Annotated in this window: 17 protein-coding genes and 3 pseudogenes; 10 read left to right on the top strand and 10 right to left on the bottom strand. The window is 39.9% G+C overall.

All coding sequences use genetic code 11. From position 1 onward, the window contains the following. Window positions 1–605 precede the first annotated feature (605 nt). Window positions 606–1,244 carry a glutathione S-transferase family protein gene (locus NI470_RS14870; RefSeq protein WP_004281825.1) on the bottom strand — a complete coding sequence of 213 codons (639 nt, stop codon included), beginning with the start codon at window positions 1,242–1,244 and terminating at the stop codon, window positions 606–608. Window positions 1,245–1,260: 16 nt separating this feature from the next. Further along, window positions 1,261–2,280: an NADP-dependent oxidoreductase gene (locus tag NI470_RS14865; protein ID WP_004733175.1), complete on the bottom strand. Its 1,020-nt coding sequence runs from the start codon at window positions 2,278–2,280 to the stop codon at window positions 1,261–1,263. 143 nt (window positions 2,281–2,423) lie between these two features. Here NI470_RS14865 and NI470_RS14860 point away from each other — a divergent pair, with 143 nt between their 5' ends. Next, window positions 2,424–3,032: a TetR/AcrR family transcriptional regulator gene (locus NI470_RS14860; RefSeq protein WP_004733176.1), complete on the top strand. Its 609-nt coding sequence runs from the start codon at window positions 2,424–2,426 to the stop codon at window positions 3,030–3,032. A 106-nt stretch (window positions 3,033–3,138) separates the two neighbouring features. Beyond that, window positions 3,139–3,369, top strand: coding sequence for a hypothetical protein (locus NI470_RS14855; RefSeq protein ID WP_005400049.1), 231 nt, complete (start codon window positions 3,139–3,141; stop codon window positions 3,367–3,369). Between the two features lie 83 nt (window positions 3,370–3,452). Here NI470_RS14855 and NI470_RS14850 read toward each other — a convergent pair whose 3' ends face one another. From NI470_RS14850 to NI470_RS14840, 3 genes are all read right to left on the bottom strand, one after another. Next, complete coding sequence (locus NI470_RS14850; RefSeq protein WP_253139207.1) at window positions 3,453–4,580, bottom strand: alkene reductase; 1,128 nt, start codon at window positions 4,578–4,580, stop codon at window positions 3,453–3,455. 199 nt (window positions 4,581–4,779) lie between these two features. Further along, window positions 4,780–5,457 carry a type 1 glutamine amidotransferase domain-containing protein gene (locus tag NI470_RS14845; protein WP_010326127.1) on the bottom strand — a complete coding sequence of 226 codons (678 nt, stop codon included), beginning with the start codon at window positions 5,455–5,457 and terminating at the stop codon, window positions 4,780–4,782. 75 nt (window positions 5,458–5,532) lie between these two features. After that, window positions 5,533–6,690, bottom strand: a complete 1,158-nt coding sequence (locus NI470_RS14840) for an iron-containing alcohol dehydrogenase (protein ID WP_005400052.1) — start codon at window positions 6,688–6,690, stop codon at window positions 5,533–5,535. A gap of 184 nt (window positions 6,691–6,874) precedes the next feature. Here NI470_RS14840 and NI470_RS15930 point away from each other — a divergent pair. Continuing rightward, window positions 6,875–7,204 (top strand): annotated as a pseudogene (locus NI470_RS15930) (IS3 family transposase); the annotation flags it as partial. 85 nt (window positions 7,205–7,289) lie between these two features. On the opposite strand, the gene NI470_RS14830 reads toward NI470_RS15930, so the two are convergent. From NI470_RS14830 to NI470_RS14815, 4 genes are all read right to left on the bottom strand, one after another. Further along, a complete protein-coding gene (locus NI470_RS14830; RefSeq protein ID WP_000920558.1) occupies window positions 7,290–7,592 on the bottom strand; it encodes a putative quinol monooxygenase in 303 nt (100 codons plus the stop codon). A 241-nt stretch (window positions 7,593–7,833) separates the two neighbouring features. Then, window positions 7,834–8,664 (bottom strand): S-formylglutathione hydrolase, encoded by an 831-nt coding sequence (fghA, locus tag NI470_RS14825; RefSeq protein ID WP_000402510.1) that lies wholly within the window; start codon window positions 8,662–8,664, stop codon window positions 7,834–7,836. A gap of 228 nt (window positions 8,665–8,892) precedes the next feature. Continuing rightward, window positions 8,893–10,005 (bottom strand): S-(hydroxymethyl)glutathione dehydrogenase/class III alcohol dehydrogenase, encoded by a 1,113-nt coding sequence (locus NI470_RS14820; protein ID WP_000842149.1) that lies wholly within the window; start codon window positions 10,003–10,005, stop codon window positions 8,893–8,895. A 21-nt stretch (window positions 10,006–10,026) separates the two neighbouring features. Continuing rightward, complete coding sequence (locus NI470_RS14815) at window positions 10,027–10,302, bottom strand: metal/formaldehyde-sensitive transcriptional repressor (RefSeq protein ID WP_001133624.1); 276 nt, start codon at window positions 10,300–10,302, stop codon at window positions 10,027–10,029. A 464-nt stretch (window positions 10,303–10,766) separates the two neighbouring features. On the opposite strand from NI470_RS14815, the gene NI470_RS14810 reads away from it, so the two are divergent. Together NI470_RS14810 and NI470_RS14805 are read left to right on the top strand one after the other, a co-directional pair. Then, complete coding sequence (locus tag NI470_RS14810) at window positions 10,767–11,762, top strand: zinc-dependent alcohol dehydrogenase family protein (RefSeq protein WP_253148841.1); 996 nt, start codon at window positions 10,767–10,769, stop codon at window positions 11,760–11,762. Beyond that, a complete protein-coding gene (locus NI470_RS14805) occupies window positions 11,752–12,768 on the top strand; it encodes a zinc-dependent alcohol dehydrogenase family protein (RefSeq protein ID WP_253148839.1) in 1,017 nt (338 codons plus the stop codon). Before NI470_RS14810 ends, NI470_RS14805 begins: the two co-directional genes overlap by 11 nt. A 50-nt stretch (window positions 12,769–12,818) precedes the next feature. On the opposite strand, the gene NI470_RS14800 is transcribed toward NI470_RS14805, so the two are convergent. Then, window positions 12,819–13,718 carry a LysR family transcriptional regulator gene (locus tag NI470_RS14800; protein WP_100358169.1) on the bottom strand — a complete coding sequence of 300 codons (900 nt, stop codon included), beginning with the start codon at window positions 13,716–13,718 and terminating at the stop codon, window positions 12,819–12,821. Window positions 13,719–13,853: 135 nt separating this feature from the next. Here NI470_RS14800 and NI470_RS14795 point away from each other — a divergent pair, with 135 nt between their 5' ends. From NI470_RS14795 to NI470_RS14775, 5 genes and pseudogenes are all read left to right on the top strand, one after another. Next, window positions 13,854–14,594, top strand: a complete 741-nt coding sequence (locus tag NI470_RS14795) for an SDR family oxidoreductase (RefSeq protein WP_253148837.1) — start codon at window positions 13,854–13,856, stop codon at window positions 14,592–14,594. Between the two features lie 74 nt (window positions 14,595–14,668). Continuing rightward, complete coding sequence (locus NI470_RS14790; protein ID WP_004682270.1) at window positions 14,669–15,667, top strand: zinc-binding alcohol dehydrogenase family protein; 999 nt, start codon at window positions 14,669–14,671, stop codon at window positions 15,665–15,667. A 20-nt stretch (window positions 15,668–15,687) separates the two neighbouring features. Further along, window positions 15,688–15,972: a putative quinol monooxygenase gene (locus NI470_RS14785; RefSeq protein ID WP_005206902.1), complete on the top strand. Its 285-nt coding sequence runs from the start codon at window positions 15,688–15,690 to the stop codon at window positions 15,970–15,972. Window positions 15,973–16,155: 183 nt separating this feature from the next. Beyond that, a pseudogene (locus tag NI470_RS14780) lies at window positions 16,156–16,434 on the top strand (integrase core domain-containing protein); the annotation flags it as partial. A 40-nt stretch (window positions 16,435–16,474) separates the two neighbouring features. Further along, window positions 16,475–16,615: pseudogene (locus NI470_RS14775) on the top strand (ISNCY family transposase); the annotation flags it as partial.

Below are 16,615 nucleotides of genomic sequence, written 5' to 3'. Positions count from 1 at the left end.
GGTGAGTATGAAATTAGAGTATTACAACCTAGATCACAGGCAAGAAAAGATAAAAAACCTCAATACTGGATGAGTATTAACATTAAATAAAAGACCTCTTGCGAAAGTATCGTTTTACCTAATTTTTGAATTGGCTAAAACCTTATTAAATGTAGCTTTATGCTGTTTAAATTTTGACTAACGCAAGAAGTCTAAAGACTTGCTAGATTCTTTTAAGCTTTTATACAAGGGTTCAAAAACTATTGCCAGTTAAGCGGGGCGTGATTTTTACGCAGATGTGTTTATGTTAGTAAAATGATATAGATTACTTGTTTAATACCCCGAGGAATAATTTAATCTTGCTGTGCGTTTGTCACTTTTCTTTCAAAAGTTGATTATATCTTTCAACGTAACCGTCGTGATATTCAAGCCCTTTTGATAGGAATTTGCAGTGAAAGAATAGGCGAAACTTATCTTAAATAATGGTAATTCCTTATCTTTAAAATAGAGAACGCCCGATGAAATTCATTAGGCGTTTACTTTAAATAAGTGTCAGCTTATTTTATAACCAGATGTACTTGTCAATCATGATTCTTTTTCTCAATTGCCTTAAAAAAACAATCTTGCTATTTTTGACTTTTCACACCATTTTGTTCAATTTGTACTGCGGCTTGCCAGCTAGGTAGTTGGCTTAAACCTGCTACGTAACGTTGGATATGGGGATAATTTTCACCTTGTCCCATATGATAAACTAAAGCATGTAGTCCAAAGCCCATCATGAAGTCAGCACCGGTTAAACGGTCTGCCACTAGAAATTCTTTATCTTTTAAATATTCATTTAAATGGCCAAATACTTTATCGAACTCAACTTGAGTATAATTTTCTAGAAATACCAACTTCGTGCCCTGCTTGGTTTCTATCGTATTAAACGTTTTTAACAAAAATGGCAGCATGGCAGAGCTTTCTGAGAAATGAATCCACTGTAGATAATCGACATAGGTAGATTCATCCATATCTGGTGCTAAATGCGGCGCAAGTTTCTGAATTAATAACTCAACGATTGCGCCTGACTCTGCAATAACTTTGCCATCCCATTCTAATACTGGAGATTTCCCTAAAGGGTGAATGGTTTTTAAAGAGTCAGGGGCCAAATGCGTGCTTGAGTCACGATAATAGCGTTTCAGCTCATAGGGCTGCTTGATTTCTTCAAGTAACCACAAAATACGAAAAGAACGTGATTGATCTAAATGATGTAGTGTGATCATGATAATTCCTATTTTTTTAAATTTTTACAACCACTTTGCCAAAGTTTTCGCCTTTCAACATACCATTGAAAGCATTGATCGTGTTATCTAAACCTTGCACCATATGCTCTTTATATTTGATTTTTCCGTCTTTCAACCATTCAGACATTTGCTGATAGAATTCCGGATACTGACTGCCATAATCATCAAAAATAATAAAGCCTTGCATGCGAATACGCTTTTTTAAAAGGGTGGAAATAAAGCCCGGTAAACGGTCTGGCCCTTGTGCTTGCTCGGTAGCGTTATACTGGGAAACCACACCACACACCGGTACACGTGCCGCAGAGTTAAGCAATGGCCATACCGCATCAAACACTTTACCCCCGACATTCTCATAATAAATATCAATACCGTTGGGAGCTGCTTGTTGTAATTGTTCTGCAAAATTTTCATCATGATGATTGATACAAGCATCGAAGCCGAGTTCTTCTACTGCATAACGGCATTTTTCAGGCCCACCTGCGACGCCAACCACGCGACAACCTTTAAGTTTGCCAATTTGTCCAACCGTAGCACCAACAGGTCCCGTTGCAGCTGCAACGACTAATGTTTCACCGGCTTTAGGCTGACCAATGTCCAACAACCCCATATAAGCAGTAAATCCTGGCATTCCCAAAATACCCAATGCCCAAGATGGATGTTCAGGTTGCATACCTAAGCTTTGACAGGCAGACCCATTAGAAATTGCGTAGCCCTGCCAGCCATTTCCGGAAAGAACCCACTCGCCTTCTTTGAATTTTGGGTTTTTAGAGGCCACCACTTGACTGACTGTTCCACCGACCATCACTTCGCCAATTTCAACCGGTGCTGCATATGAAGGAGCATCGCTCATGCGACCACGCATATAAGGATCGAGTGACAAGTAAATGGTTTTTAACAATATCTCGCCTTGTTTAAGTTCATTGAGCTCAACTTGTTCAATACGAAAATCGCTGTGTTTTGGCTCACCCACTGGCCGTTTAGCTAAAACGATGCGTTGATTAATAACTGTTTTCACACATATAACTCCATGTTTTATTTAAAAGTATTTTTCTTCACAATCAAAAACTGTGATTAAAATTTCTTTACATCCATTGTAGATGAGTTATAATAAAAAACAATACGACTGGTCTATTTTTTACAATAGAGTAAATAATTAATATGAAGCCTACTCCTATTAAAAAGTCTGAAGCGAAGCGCTTACACATTCTTAACACCAGTTCAGACCTGATTTTGCATAAAGGTTTTACTGGCGTAGGATTACAGGAAATTTTACAGAGCTGTGAAATCCCTAAAGGCTCGTTTTATCATTATTTCCAATCTAAGGAAGCTTTCGGATGTGAATTGGTACAGCATTATGTAGACAATTACCAAGTCCGTTTAAATGATGTATGGCGTTGTGATAAATCCCCTTATCAAAAGCTGATTGAGTATTTTAATTTATGGATAGAAGATCCTGAAACACAGTGTGGTTGGGCGGATAGCTGTTTAATTGTGAAACTTGCCGCAGAAGTTGCCGATCTATCTGAAGATATGCGCTCGATTATGTCCGCTGGCGTTGATGATGTAATCCAACGTATTGCTGGTTTAATTGATTTGGGAAAACAGGATCAGTCTATCCAAGCAGATACCGAGGCCTCTACTTTGGCACAAGTACTTTACCAAATGTGGTTAGGTGCAGCATTACTGAGTAAGTTGCAAAAAGATAAAACACCATTACATCAAGCTCTGAGAGCAACTAAATTTCTATTAAAAAGTGAAGATTCATAAAAATTAAATATCAACTACATAATTAATAATTCATGATAGCAGTCCAATGATTACCTATTATTGTGTTGCTATTAGATCAATTTACAATCCATGAGTATAGCGCACAATGAATTCTCCTTCTAAAGGCCTCATGACTCGTATTTTAGTTGGTTATTTAGGCTTATATCCCACACTATTACTGGTACTCACTTTATTAAAGCCAATTACTGAGCATCAAAGTTTCCCGATGATGGTGTTGATTGAAGTCATAGTATTAGTGCCAGTAACGCAACTAATTTCTTTCCCACTGGCAGGTTGGCTCATTACACAGCTAAAAAATTTTAAGAATTTGTTTTAAGAAGAAGTTATGCTGGCAACAGCAATCCTAAGTTCTTATTTTGCCAACCACAAAGGTTGGCAAAATAACTCACTTAGTCGAGATTAATCTGCGTAAGCTGGATAATCAATATAGCCTTTTTCCGTCCCACCATACATAGTACTTGCATCTACTGCATTCAATGGCCAACCATTGGCGATGCGATCGGGTAAATCTGGATTCGCAATAAATGGGCGTCCAAATGCAATTAAATCGGCCAGCCCTGCCTCTAAAATTCGAGTCCCTCTTTCTGCCGTATATCGACCTGCATAAATAATCCGACCACTGAAAGTGTCTCTGACATCTTTACGAAAATCATGAGGAAGTTCTGGTGCATTATCCCAATCAGCTTCTGCAATAGATAAATAGGCAATCCCAACTTCTTCAAGTATCTTTATGGCCTCAATATAGGTCACATGTGGATCATCTTCAACTAACCCCATGTAAACACGATCTTCCTCTGTACTTTCAAATAGCGGGGCAAAACGCACTCCTAAGCGATCTGCACCAACCACCTCAGCAACTGCCTCTACTACTTCACGTAAAAAACGCAAACGATTGTTTAATGATCCACCATATTCATCTTCACGGTGGTTACTATGTGCAGAGATAAATTGATTTACCAAATAACCATTTGCACAATGAATTTCAACCCCATCAAAACCAGCAGCCAAGGCATTGCGTGCAGCTTGAGCATAGAGTTGCACTAATTCTTTAACTTCTGCATTGCTTAAAGCACGTGGCATTGAAGGATCAGCCAAGGCACCTGCATTGGGCCCGGTCTCAATAAAGACTTTAACATTACTATCAGCCTTAATAGCCGAAGGCGCGACCGGTGATGCATGATCGGGTTGCAAAGATGTATGTGAAACACGCCCAACATGCCAAAGTTGTGCAAAAATAATGCCTCCTTTAGCATGCACTGCTTCCGTCACTTTACGCCATCCAGCAATCTGTTCAGGGCTGTAAATACCGGGAGTCCAAGCATAGCCTTGACCACGTGGCTCGATTTGCGTACCTTCGGTGACCATAAATCCTGCCCCGGCACGCTGTTGATAATAGGTTGCCATCAGTTCATTTGGAATATTCCCTGGCTGAGTACTACGCGACCGCGTTAATGGTGGCAATACAATACGGTTTTGCAAAGCATAAGAGCCTAAGCTTAAATTTTGAAAAAGTTTACTGTCTTTCATTTCACTGTATCCAAGTCGTCATGACTTAATTGATCTAAATTAAATACCCATCCTTCCTGTATATAGAAAAATAAAGGAAGGAAAGCTATTCACTCAGGCCCTTCACCATTAAATGAGGGTTATTTTGCTTATTGCGCCAGTTGCTCAGAGTCAGAAGTTTTATTCACTGCTAAGCACCACAACAGACACTAGCTACTCTTTATTTCAACAATTGAAGTAATGCTGTAGCGGTTGCAGCAGAAGAGGCTGGATTTTGTCCAGTAACCAGCAAGCCATCTACTTGAACATATACTTGCCAATCATCCACTTTAGAATAATGACCACCGTTTTGTTTAAGCATGTCTTCGACTAAAAATGGTACAATTTCAGTCAAACCTACAGCGGCCTCTTCAGTATTGGTGAAACCAGTCACTAATTTACCGCTAACTAAAGGCGCTCCATTACTCGCTTTCACATGACGAAGAACACCCGGGGCATGACACACTGCTGCAACAGGTTTGCCAGACTGAATCGCCTGTTCAATCAGAGAAATTGAAATCGGATCTTCTGCTAAATCCCACAATGGGCCATGCCCGCCTGGATAAAACACTGCATCATAATCAGCTACAGAAATTTCGCTAAGTTTATGCGTCTGTGTTAATGCTTGCATTGCAGTTGGATCTGCTTCAAAACGATGAGTGGTTTCAGTTTGAGCATCGGCTAAATTACTTTTCGGATCTAGTGGTGGCTGCCCACCTTGAGGCGACGCCAGCGTAACTTCAGCACCAGAGTCAATAAAGGTGTAATACGGTGCAGCAAGTTCTTCTAGCCAGAAACCTGTTTTCTTACCAGTATTGCCAAGTTGATCATGTGAGGTTAAAACGAATAAAATTTTCATGTTATTTCTTCGATAATTTTCATGATTGAGGAGCATTGTTACAGGGTCAGAGCATGCCAGATACGCGCATTTAGCTTAGATGCTCATCTCGAGAATTTGGCGACTGATCTCTAATGAAACATTTTTATGTTCGCCTAGCTGTGTAAGATTATGTGATTTAAGTTGCGTAATGATGATCTCAATATCTGTCTCCCCCAGTCCATAATCGCTAAGACGAGTCGGCAATCCAAGTTGCTCAAAGAAGGCTCGAGTACGAGCAATAGCAGTATCAATACGTTGTTCTTCATCACCTTCGATAATCTGCCAGACACGAGCTGCATACTGTAGTAATTTTTCTCGCTTCTCTTGACGACGCACTTGTAGATTGGACGGCAACACAATGGCCAAGGTACGAGCATGATCAATACCATATAAAGCCGTGAGCTCATGTCCAATCAAATGGGTTGACCAATCTTGTGGTACACCAGCTCCAATTAGCCCATTCAGTGCCATGCTAGCAGCCCACATCAAATTCGCACGCGTGTCATAATCTGCTGAATCTTCCAAGATTTTCGGTCCAATCTCAATCAGAGTTTGCAATAGACCTTCGGCAAAACGATCTTGTACTTGTGCATTGACAGGGTAAGTTAAGTACTGTTCCATGACATGAACAAATGCATCGACCACGCCATTTGCTAATTGGCGCGTCGGCAAGCTAAAAGTTTTATTCGGATCCAGTACGGAAAATTGCGGAAAAACATAGGGGCTGCTAAATGACAATTTGGCTTGGGTCGATTTTCTGGTTACTACCCCACCGCTATTCATTTCTGAACCAGTTGCCGGAAGGGTGAGTACACTCGCAAAAGGCAAAGCTTGAGTAATTTTAGTACCATGGGTTTCTAAAATCTCCCATGTATCCCCTGTATAATTGACTGCTGCTGCAATAAATTTAGTACCATCAATTACCGATCCACCACCGACAGCCATCAAGAAATCAATCTTTTGTTCTCGAATCAGCTCTACAGCTTTCATGAGGGTTTCGTAACTCGGATTCGGCTCAATTCCGCCAAATTCATGAATTTCTCTTGCACCTAATGCTTCACGCACTTCAGCTAAAGTACCATTCTTACGTGCACTTTCACCACCAAACAACATTAATACTTTTGCTTCTGTAGGCACATAGTCATTGATTTTAGCTATTGTATCGCCACCAAAAATAATGCGGGTCGGATTATAAAAGTTAAAATTCAGCATATTTTTATCCTAGGATGATCAACTAATTGATTTGAAAAACCACCGTTATTCATCAAATAAACTTTAAAAAAATTGGACAACACTGCGGCTTTTGACTGCACCATGTGCTAACTATACATAAAAATAGACCAGTCGTCTATTTTTATAAAAATTATTTCAGCTTGGCGACTTTAGTGATGGTTAAACACATTCAGGCTTGTTCTATAACACTTTTATTATTGATGTATTTTCACGAGCGATTGTTGTATGGAAGGTATCAACATGTATGACTACTGACATGGTCGTGAACGCATTGGCTAAAACAGTGGATGACTCATACAAAATAACGATGATTAAATATTTTAAAAGCAGATTGGCACGGTTTAGCAGATGTACAAATGCGACAGTAAATTAGATAGATTGGTTCAATATAAAGCATGTACATAGCTGCATTCGTTTATTTACCCTGTTTTGGATATTGACCCATGTAAATGATGAGATTAAGCCATTAAATAAAGTAGCCCAACTTGAATAAAAAGCCTCTGACAAACCTCACAGGGTTGAAGTGCTGCCTTTCATTCAAAATTTCAGGCAGCACATTTATACATTTAAGCGTCGGTTTAAGCTGGTAGTTTACTCGCCAAAACATCTACTTTTTCAATAGACGGTGGCTCTGAAAATAGCTCTTCGGCCTGAGCCATCAACGCAGCTGCAACCTTGCCAGATAAATGTGCTTGGCGACCCGCCTCATCAGGAAATGCATCAAAAATACCAAATGTTGTAGGTCCAAGACGTAAGCCAAACCACGCAACTGTCGCAGGTTCTTCCATTACAATAGGTAAACCGGCTTTAAGGAAAGCTTCCACTTCGTCTTCTTTACCCGGTTTAGCTTCAAGACGGACATATAAAGCTGTTTTAAGCATGACTAAAACTCCACAATTGATTAAAATTCAAACTGATTCTGACATTGATAATGTGTGCATGTCAGAAAGTTTTGTTGTACAAAGGTTAAAAACAATTTTCCATAGCAGAGCCAAAATTTGGATGTTTATTTCGGCATAATGCTATGAATTTATTCAAGTTAATATCATTAACATTTGAATCAAAAAATATTGCTCAAGAAGCATTCAAGAACAATATTGTACATCCTCATATCTATGAAAGTTATTTAGCTAGGAATTTGCTGTGAAACTCTATATGTTTCTCTATAAAGCTCGCAATAAAGTAATAGCTATGGTCATACCCTTCTCTTAGGTTAAGTGTCAGAGGATATTCTTGTTCCAAACAAATATCACTAAGAAGCTTAGGCCTTAACTGTTCTTCAAGAAAATCATCAGCTGTTCCTTGATCGACTAAAATAGGTAAATGAACTTCAGCGTTTTTGATTAATTCAATCGCATCATAGCTTTTCCATAAAGTTTCGGTTTCACCTAGGTAGTGTGTAAAAGCCTTTTTCCCCCAAGGTACTTGGCTAGGTGCAACAATTGGTGCAAAAGCAGAAATACTTTTATACAGCTCAGGATTTTTTAATCCAATTACTAATGCACCATGACCACCCATGCTATGACCCATAATACTTTGGACTTGATTGGTCGGAAAATTCAGGTCAATCAGATTTCTGAGCTCTTCCACAATATAATCATACATTTTGAAATGCTGCGACCAGGGTGCTTGTGTTGCATTCACATAGAATCCTGCGCCTTGGCCTAAATCATAATCTGCATGATCTGGTACATCCTCTCCACGTGGGCTGGTATCTGGTGCAACAATAATGACTTTATGTTCAGCCGCATACTTTTGTGCTCCGGCTTTAGTAATAAAGTTCTGTTCGTTGCAAGTCAATCCTGATAACCAATATAACACTGGCAACCGCTCATCTTTGTCATGAGGTGGCAGATATATTGAGAATTTCATTGAACAGTTTAATGCTATTGACTGATGGCGATACACTTCTTGCGATCCACCAAAAGAAGCATGTTTCTCAATTATTTCCATAATCAATTACCTATGTTGAGCAAGACTTCATGAGAAATCGAGTAAACAAAGAGTCTGACATTCTCCACAGAGAATACTGATAAAGATTTAAAATGTAGGCAGGTTTGTTGAACCTATACATGATGGATACATAGATAGATCTGTTTTACAGATGATGTGCCGTTTTAGAGGATTCCATGCATGTCATTCATGATTCACATGCATGGAAAAGTATAAGGTCTGACGGAATTATTCGTAATGAATTACAGTACGAATTGACTTACCTTCATGCATTAGATCAAAGGCTTCATTGATCTGATCCAAGCCCATCGTATGTGTCACAAATGGTTCTAATTGAATTTTACCTTTCATGGCATCTTCAACCATTCCTGGAAGTTGCGTACGACCTTTTACCCCACCAAAGGCAGAACCTAGCCATTTACGACCAGTAACCAGTTGGAATGGACGGGTAGAGATTTCCTGACCTGCGCCAGCTACACCAATAATTACGGATTGTCCCCAGCCACGGTGTGCACTTTCAAGGGCTGCACGCATCACATTCACGTTACCAATACATTCAAATGAATGATCTACACCCCAGCCAGTCATTTCGACAATGACTTGCTGGATTGGTTTATCGTAATCTTTAGGGTTTAAGAAGTCCGTTGCACCAAACTCTTTTGCCAGCGCAAATTTATCTGGATTCATGTCAACCACAATAATACGCCCTGCTTTAGCTTGACGTGCGGCTTGTACGACTGCCAGACCAATACCACCTAAACCAAAGACCGCAACACTATCACCTTCTTGTACTTTAGCCGTGTTATGTACTGCACCGATACCCGTTGTGACACCACAACCTAGTAAGCAGACATGTTCGTGATTGGCTTCAGGATTGATTTTAGCCAATGATACTTCTGCCACTACCGTGTATTCACTGAACGTTGAACAGCCCATATAGTGGTAAATCGGTTGACCATTGTAGGAAAAACGAGTGGTGCCATCTGGCATTACACCCCTACCTTGAGTTTCACGAACGGAAATACACAAGTTCGATTTTCCAGATTTACAGAATACGCACTCGCCACATTCAGCAGTGTAAAGTGGAATTACATGATCACCTGGTTTGACGCTAGTCACGCCTTCACCCACCTCAACTACAACACCAGCACCTTCATGCCCGAGAATAGCCGGAAAAACACCTTCAGGATCATCGCCAGATAAAGTAAATGCGTCTGTATGACACACACCGGTATGGGAGATCTTAATTAATACTTCACCTTTCTTCGGTGGTGCAACATCAACTTCAACAATTTGAAGAGGTTGACCAGGACCAAACGCAACGGCAGCACGTGACTTCATGGAATAATTCCTTATACAGATCTATTTTAAATATGATTTTAGAATCTTGGCGATTTCAGCCAATTCTTCTTTTCGTTGTTGTTCTGTGGTTTCACCTGATACTAAAGTGTCCTTTAAATGAACCTCCAACATTTCATTCATCAAACCATTAATAGCACCACGCACAGAGCATATTTGTTGCAGAATTGCACCACATTCCACATTGTCTTCTAACGCTTTTTCAATCGCTTGCGTCTGACCTTTGATCTTTCTGACGCGTAGAAGAATCTTTTTTTTGTCTTCAACCTGATTAGGCATCAGACCTCCTTATTAGCTAGCATTAATACTATACTACCCCATAGTATAAAAAAAGCAATAATTTTTATAAATCGAAAATTAAAAAGATCTTTAGCGAAAATTTTCTATCCCTGTTTTTAGTTTTTTTAAATTAACATCATAGAGCTTATGCGAAAGTCACAAAAAAAATGGGACTTTTAGCTCCCATTTTTTTTGGCTCATGTTCTTTGTAATGCTATGACCTTTTAGAATTATGTTTCAAATTTTAGCCACTTTGTAGATATTTTGAACGTTTCAAGCCTTGAAAATACTACCGACAGTTTAGATTAAACTGCCTTTACAGACTGTACTAGAATATTTTTAGTGAGCAGATGATATTTATTATTCATTATTTAGGAATTATCAAATCCTATAAATATCATTTATTGGATTAATTTACTTTGGTACTGTGCATATCATCCCCCAGTTAAGAATAAGGAACAACTATGAATAAGATGATGAATGCTCTTATCCTAGAAAATTTTGGTGATCATGAATTTAAACGTGTAGAACTCCCTATACCTCAACCAGAGGCTGGGCAAGTTCTAGTACGTATTCATGCTAGTGGTGTAAACCCTATTGATTATAAAATTCGTCTTGGTGAAGCACCATATGCTATGCCAGAGCTTCCTGCCGTGTTGGGAACAGATATGGCTGGGGTTGTAACTGCTGTTGGTGAAGGTGTCACCCACTTCAACGTTGGAGATGAAGTTTACGGTCTGATTGGTGGCGTTCGTGGTCTTCAAGGATCTTTAGCAGAATATGTTGTAGCAGATGCCGATCTGATTGCATTAAAGCCACGGAATATCTCTATGCGCGAGGCAGCAGTACTACCATTGACGTTCCTCACCGCTTGGGAAGGTTTAGTGGATAACGCGAAGGTCCAACCAGGGCAAACTGTACTGGTTCAGGGTGGTGCTGGTGGCGTTGGCTATATGGTTGTTCAGCTTGCAAAAGCACTTGATGCAAATGTTTGGGCGACAGGTCGTACAGCTGATCAATCACTGATTTCAGAACTCGGTGCAACACCTCTCGATTACACAACAGCATCTTCCGATGACATTATTGCTGCAAGCCCTGAGGGTCAAGGTTTTAACATTGTTTACGACACTGTGGGTGGTCCAGTACTCGAAGCTTCACTTTCCATGACAACTCACTATGGTCACATTACCAGCTGTGCTGCATTTGGTAATCATAATTTAGCGAGTTCATCTCTACGGTGTGCCACAGTGTCTGGCGTATTCGTCCTAATGCCGATGTTAACAGGCAATCGCCGTGCTCATCATGGTGATATCCTTAAGATCGCTACTCGTCTCGTTGAGGAAGGTAAACTGCGTCCTCTTGTTGATCCTCGTCATTTTACTCTAGACCAAGCGATTGAGGCTCATGATGCTGTTCAAGATCGCTCTGCCAATATTAAGGTCGTGATTGATGTCATTTAACGCACTTCAGGCCAAGACTTGGCGCTTCAATTCTATTGGAGATACAGATATTCTGACATTAGAAACACTTCCTGTGGCTTTACCAGCCGCAGGAGAAGTTCTAATCCAGATGAAAACGATCGGACTCAACCGGGCTGATGTAATGTTTCGGCGTGGTACTTATATTCAAAAGGCAGTATTCCCTTCTCGTCTGGGATATGAGGGAGCAGGCATAGTTCTGGCGATAGGTGAAGGTGTACGCCAATTTTCTCCAGGAGATGCAGTATCGATTCTTCCGACTGACAATCTAGCCAAATATGGGACATATGCGGACAAGCTTCTGATTCCAGAAACTTTTTTAGTTCACAAACCCGATAGTTTAAGTTGGGAAGAAGCTTCTTCAATCTGGATGCAGTATTTGACGGCTTGGGGTGGTGTAATCCATGCTGGTGGAGTTTCGAAAGGAAAAACGATCTTGATTACAGCAGCTTCAAGTAGCGTAGGACTAGCTGCGATACAGATAGCTGAAGCAGCGGGTGCTAAGGTCATTGCAAGTACACAGACGATAGAGAAAAAGCAACGTTTACTGGATCTCGGTGTTAAAAATGTTATAGCCAGTGAAGATGAACCCGATTTGTATGAGGCGCTTGTTTCACGTTTGGGTGGAGAATATCTTGATGTCGCCTTCGATGCTGTAGGAGGGCCGCATATTGAACAGATTGCAAAAGCGATGTCTGTAGGAGGAACGATGGTTATGCATGGTGCACTTAGCCCGGAGATCACACCATTTCCCCTTAAAGTTGCATTACGCAAGAGCTTAACCATGCGAGGTTTTTTGTTCCTTGAGGTTCTGCATGACCCTGTTCTAAGGGAGCAAGCCAGACGATTTATTCTTAGCAGTATAGGTGCAGGATATCTTCGTCCAGTGATCGACTGTTGCTTTAACTTTGAGGACATGCATGACGCTCAGCGCTATCTTGAATCAAATCAGCAAATAGGAAAAATTGTAGTTACTCTAAATACATGATGGTCTTATCTGATTTCTACTTTCTAGAAAAAAGGTTAGTTCCATCTGATTCAGGTTTCTATATGGCCCAGCACTTCCGCTAAGTAATCAAACAATGCTCGGATTCGCAAAGGTGTCGGGCCCCGCTGTGGACGATATAAATACAGGCGCCAAACGGGAGAGGTTTCCTCATGAAGTATCTGAATGAGCTTACCACTCTTAAGCCACGGCAAAACTAGAAATCCAGGCATGTGTCCGAATCCAACTCCAGCGAGAATAGCTTGAAATTCAGCTTCAAGATCATCTGTAATAAAACGAGGCTTTGATGGCGTGAAGCTTCGACTTTCGGTGAATGTCCATGGCCAGTAACGCCCTGTTTTATGATCGAATAGTGCTGTTAGAGGGTATTTATCAAGGTCAATAATTTTTTTGGGCATTCCAACCTTATCAATTAACTCTGGCGTACCCACAGAATAAAAGTTCACTTTCGCCAATTCCCTTGCCACATATCGATTGTCCGGCAAAAATCCAAATCTGATCCCGATATCTATTCGCTCATCGATCACATCCGAGTGTGAATCTGTTAGCACACAATCCACGACAATATCTGGATAACGTGTGGCAAATTCTGCTAGTGCAGGTACTACCAATTTACGCCCTAACACTGACGACACAGTAAGACGGACGGTCCCACGCATTTCATCTCGTTTTTCCTTGGTGTCTTTTACAAGCAGAGCATCAATCGATCCCACCGCAAAACGTGCTTGCTTTGCCAAACGCTCACCATCAGCAGTAATTTTAATTTGTCGAGTACTCCTGTAAAACAGAATCTCTCCGCGCTGCTCTTCTAGCTCCTTTATTGCCCGTGTCACTACCTGCGGGGAAATACCGAGCTGAGTTGCTGCCTCTTTAAAATTTCGAGACTCTGCTGCGACACAAAAGATACGCATCATTTCCAATTTGTTCTGCATGTCCAATCCTGTGTTATGGTAATTATTCTGTAAATAGGAATTCTGAAAGATAATATTATTCATTTATTATACCTAATAAGGCTGTAATACTTAATCCATCAAATATGATTGACAGATAAGTTGAAGGTTACTTGTATGAATAATATAGAAAATAAAGTTATTGTTATCACAGGTGCAAGTAGTGGTTTAGGTGAAGCTACTGCTCGCTTACTTGCTAAAAAAGGTGCAAAGGTTGTACTTGGTGCTAGACGTGCTGAAAAATTAGAGGTTATTGTTCACGACATTCGTGCTGAAGGTGGTCAAGCTGAATTTATTGGTATGGATATAACCAAACCACATGAAGTACAAGCACTTATTGAAAAGGCATTAAGCGCATTTGGTCAAATCGATGTATTGGTAAACAATGCTGGATTAATGTCTATTGCACCATTAAGTGAGCTAAAAGTTGATGAATGGGATCGTATGATCGACATTAATATTAAAGGTGTTCTTTATGGTATAGCAGCTACTCTACCTGTTTTCCAAAAACAAAACTTTGGACACTTTATTAATCTCGCATCTGTTGCAGGGTTAAAAGTATTTAGTCCGGGAGGTACTGTTTATAGCGGTACTAAGTTTGCTGTAAGAGCCATCTCTGAAGGACTTCGTCATGAAGTTGGGGGAACAATTAGAACGACTACTATTGAGCCTGGTGCAATTGAGTCAGAACTAAAATTCGGTTCTTCTCATAAAGAAAGTTCAGAGTTTGTTACTGATTTCTACAAACAAGCCATACCAGCTGACTCAGTCGCTCGAGCAATTGCTTATGCAATTGAACAGCCTGCGGATGTAGATATTAATGAAATTGTTTTACGCCCAACGAGCCAAGAGTTTTAATTATTGAATAACAAAAAATGGGAGCACCTCGCTCCCATTTTTACTATATTTTTTTTAAAGTTGTGGACAAATCTATGAAAGCCGTATCGTATGTTATAAATAATCATGATGATTTTAAAAATTCATTGGTAGATATTGAAAAAGCGAAGCCTACACTTAAGGAGCGTGATGTACTGGTAAAAGTTCAGGCAATCTCTGTGAATCCAGTTGATACCAAAGTGAGAAAAAATTCGTCTGAAGCAAATAATCGTATTTTAGGTTGGGATGCCGTTGGGGAAATTATTGAAGTTGGCTCAAAAGTTACCTCGTTTAAAGTAGGAGATTCTGTTTGGTATGCTGGCGATTTAACCCGAGATGGTAGTAATGCTGAGTTTCAAGCAGTCGATGAACGAATTATCAGTCTTAAACCCATTACAGTATCTAATGCAGAAGCAGCAGCATTGCCATTAACTGCAATAACGGCATGGGAAATGCTGTTTGATCGGTTTCAAATTTCAGAAACAGAAGTTGGCAGTATTTTAATTATTGGTGGTGCAGGCGGTGTAGGATCAATCGCTATCCAACTCCTAAAAGCAAAAACAAATCTGACCGTTATAGCAACAGCTTCACGTGAAGAAACGAAATCTTGGGTGGAATCACTTGGTGCCGACCATGTCATTGATCATAGCAAAGATTTAAATGCACAAATCGAGACACTAGGCATTGAAAAACCAAAGTATGTATTCTCTACAAATCATACAGAAACATATATCAAGCAAATAGTTTCTCTGATTGCACCACAAGGCAAGCTTGGATTGATCGATGATCCACAAACATTTGATATTATGCCGTTTAAGACTAAATCTATTTCTATCCATTGGGAGTTGATGTTCACCCGTTCAATGTATGAAACCGATGATATTGAAAAGCAAGGTGATCTATTGCAACAGGTTGCCCAATTAGTTGACCAGCAAAAAATTAGAAGTACTCTCAACCAAAATCTAGGAAAAATTAACGCTGCAAACTTGGAGAAGGCGCATAAGTTGCTTGAATCAGGTAAGTCAAAAGGCAAAATTGTACTAGAAAACTTCTAAAACAAATTAAAGGTGAAATAATGACTATTTCAGTAATTGCGAACTTTAAGGCAAAATCAGATCAAAAAGAGAGGTTAGAAGCGCTTTTACAAAGTGTAATAGAGCCTACGCTTCAAGAAGAAGGATGCTTGAAATATGAGCTTTATATTAGCGAAAATGACTCGAGTAGATATTTCTTCTTAGAAGAATGGCGTAGCAGGGAGGATTTAGATATCCATATAGCGTCTGATTATATTCAAAGTTTATTTGGTAATATCCAATCGCTAATTGAATCAAGTGATATTGTAGAAATCAAAAAAATATAGCTGTATTCGGACGTTATGATGAAGTATTCTTCAAATTAACATAGGGACTTAGAAAGCTAACAAAAAATGGGAGCTATAAGCTCCTATTTTTTAAGATTTTTTAATTTTTTAGTAGTAACTTAGGCTTCAGCAAATTATGCCCCTGAGGGGAGCCACCAATACCCTGCATTTTGACAACAATGTCATCGTTTAGAGGCAGCAAATTTACGAGCATCAGTCGGTACGACTGGTGATTCATATGATATTGCTTTGGCTGAAACGGTGAATGGCTTATACAAAACAGAGGTGATTGAATATTTAAAAGCAGATTGGCAAGGTTTAGCAGATGTACAACTTGCGACATTAAATTGGGTAGATTGGTTCAACAAAAAGCGTGTACACGGTGCACTGGGTTATGTATCGCCTTTTGATTTTGAAGCAATGTACTATGATAAGATTAACCCGTTAGGTCAGGTGGCCTAACTTCAATAAAAAGTCTCCGACAAACCCGGTACGGTTCACACGTTATAACCGGGATTGCTTCGGTGAGCTAATCCAGATTGATGGCTCATTTCATGACTGGTTCGAAGGACGCGCTGCTAAGTGCTGCTTGCTGGTTTATATCGATGATGCCACTGGAAAACTGTTGCATCTGCGCTTCTGT

The sequence above is a fragment of the Acinetobacter lwoffii genome (assembly GCF_024129115.1).
Classification (GTDB): domain Bacteria; phylum Pseudomonadota; class Gammaproteobacteria; order Pseudomonadales; family Moraxellaceae; genus Acinetobacter; species Acinetobacter lwoffii_T.
The sequence above is the reverse complement of the archived record's forward strand: the minus strand, read 5'-3'. Positions and strand labels throughout refer to the sequence as shown.

Bases quoted from the DNA above. Each gene is read 5' to 3' on its own strand.
- NI470_RS14870 (WP_004281825.1), bottom strand. From the start codon at position 1,244: ATGATCACACTACATCATTTAGATCAATCACGTTCTTTTCGTATTTTG.
- NI470_RS14860 (WP_004733176.1), top strand. From the start codon at position 2,424: ATGAAGCCTACTCCTATTAAAAAGTCTGAAGCGAAGCGCTTACACATT.
- NI470_RS14855 (WP_005400049.1), top strand. From the start codon at position 3,139: ATGAATTCTCCTTCTAAAGGCCTCATGACTCGTATTTTAGTTGGTTAT.
- NI470_RS14850 (WP_253139207.1), bottom strand. From the start codon at position 4,580: ATGAAAGACAGTAAACTTTTTCAAAATTTAAGCTTAGGCTCTTATGCT.
- NI470_RS14845 (WP_010326127.1), bottom strand. From the start codon at position 5,457: ATGAAAATTTTATTCGTTTTAACCTCACATGATCAACTTGGCAATACT.
- NI470_RS14840 (WP_005400052.1), bottom strand. From the start codon at position 6,690: ATGCTGAATTTTAACTTTTATAATCCGACCCGCATTATTTTTGGTGGC.
- NI470_RS14830 (WP_000920558.1), bottom strand. From the start codon at position 7,592: ATGCTTAAAACAGCTTTATATGTCCGTCTTGAAGCTAAACCGGGTAAA.
- fghA (WP_000402510.1), bottom strand. From the start codon at position 8,664: ATGGAAATAATTGAGAAACATGCTTCTTTTGGTGGATCGCAAGAAGTG.
- NI470_RS14820 (WP_000842149.1), bottom strand. From the start codon at position 10,005: ATGAAGTCACGTGCTGCCGTTGCGTTTGGTCCTGGTCAACCTCTTCAA.
- NI470_RS14815 (WP_001133624.1), bottom strand. From the start codon at position 10,302: ATGCCTAATCAGGTTGAAGACAAAAAAAAGATTCTTCTACGCGTCAGA.
- NI470_RS14810 (WP_253148841.1), top strand. From the start codon at position 10,767: ATGAATAAGATGATGAATGCTCTTATCCTAGAAAATTTTGGTGATCAT.
- NI470_RS14805 (WP_253148839.1), top strand. From the start codon at position 11,752: ATGTCATTTAACGCACTTCAGGCCAAGACTTGGCGCTTCAATTCTATT.
- NI470_RS14800 (WP_100358169.1), bottom strand. From the start codon at position 13,718: ATGCAGAACAAATTGGAAATGATGCGTATCTTTTGTGTCGCAGCAGAG.
- NI470_RS14795 (WP_253148837.1), top strand. From the start codon at position 13,854: ATGAATAATATAGAAAATAAAGTTATTGTTATCACAGGTGCAAGTAGT.
- NI470_RS14790 (WP_004682270.1), top strand. From the start codon at position 14,669: ATGAAAGCCGTATCGTATGTTATAAATAATCATGATGATTTTAAAAAT.
- NI470_RS14785 (WP_005206902.1), top strand. From the start codon at position 15,688: ATGACTATTTCAGTAATTGCGAACTTTAAGGCAAAATCAGATCAAAAA.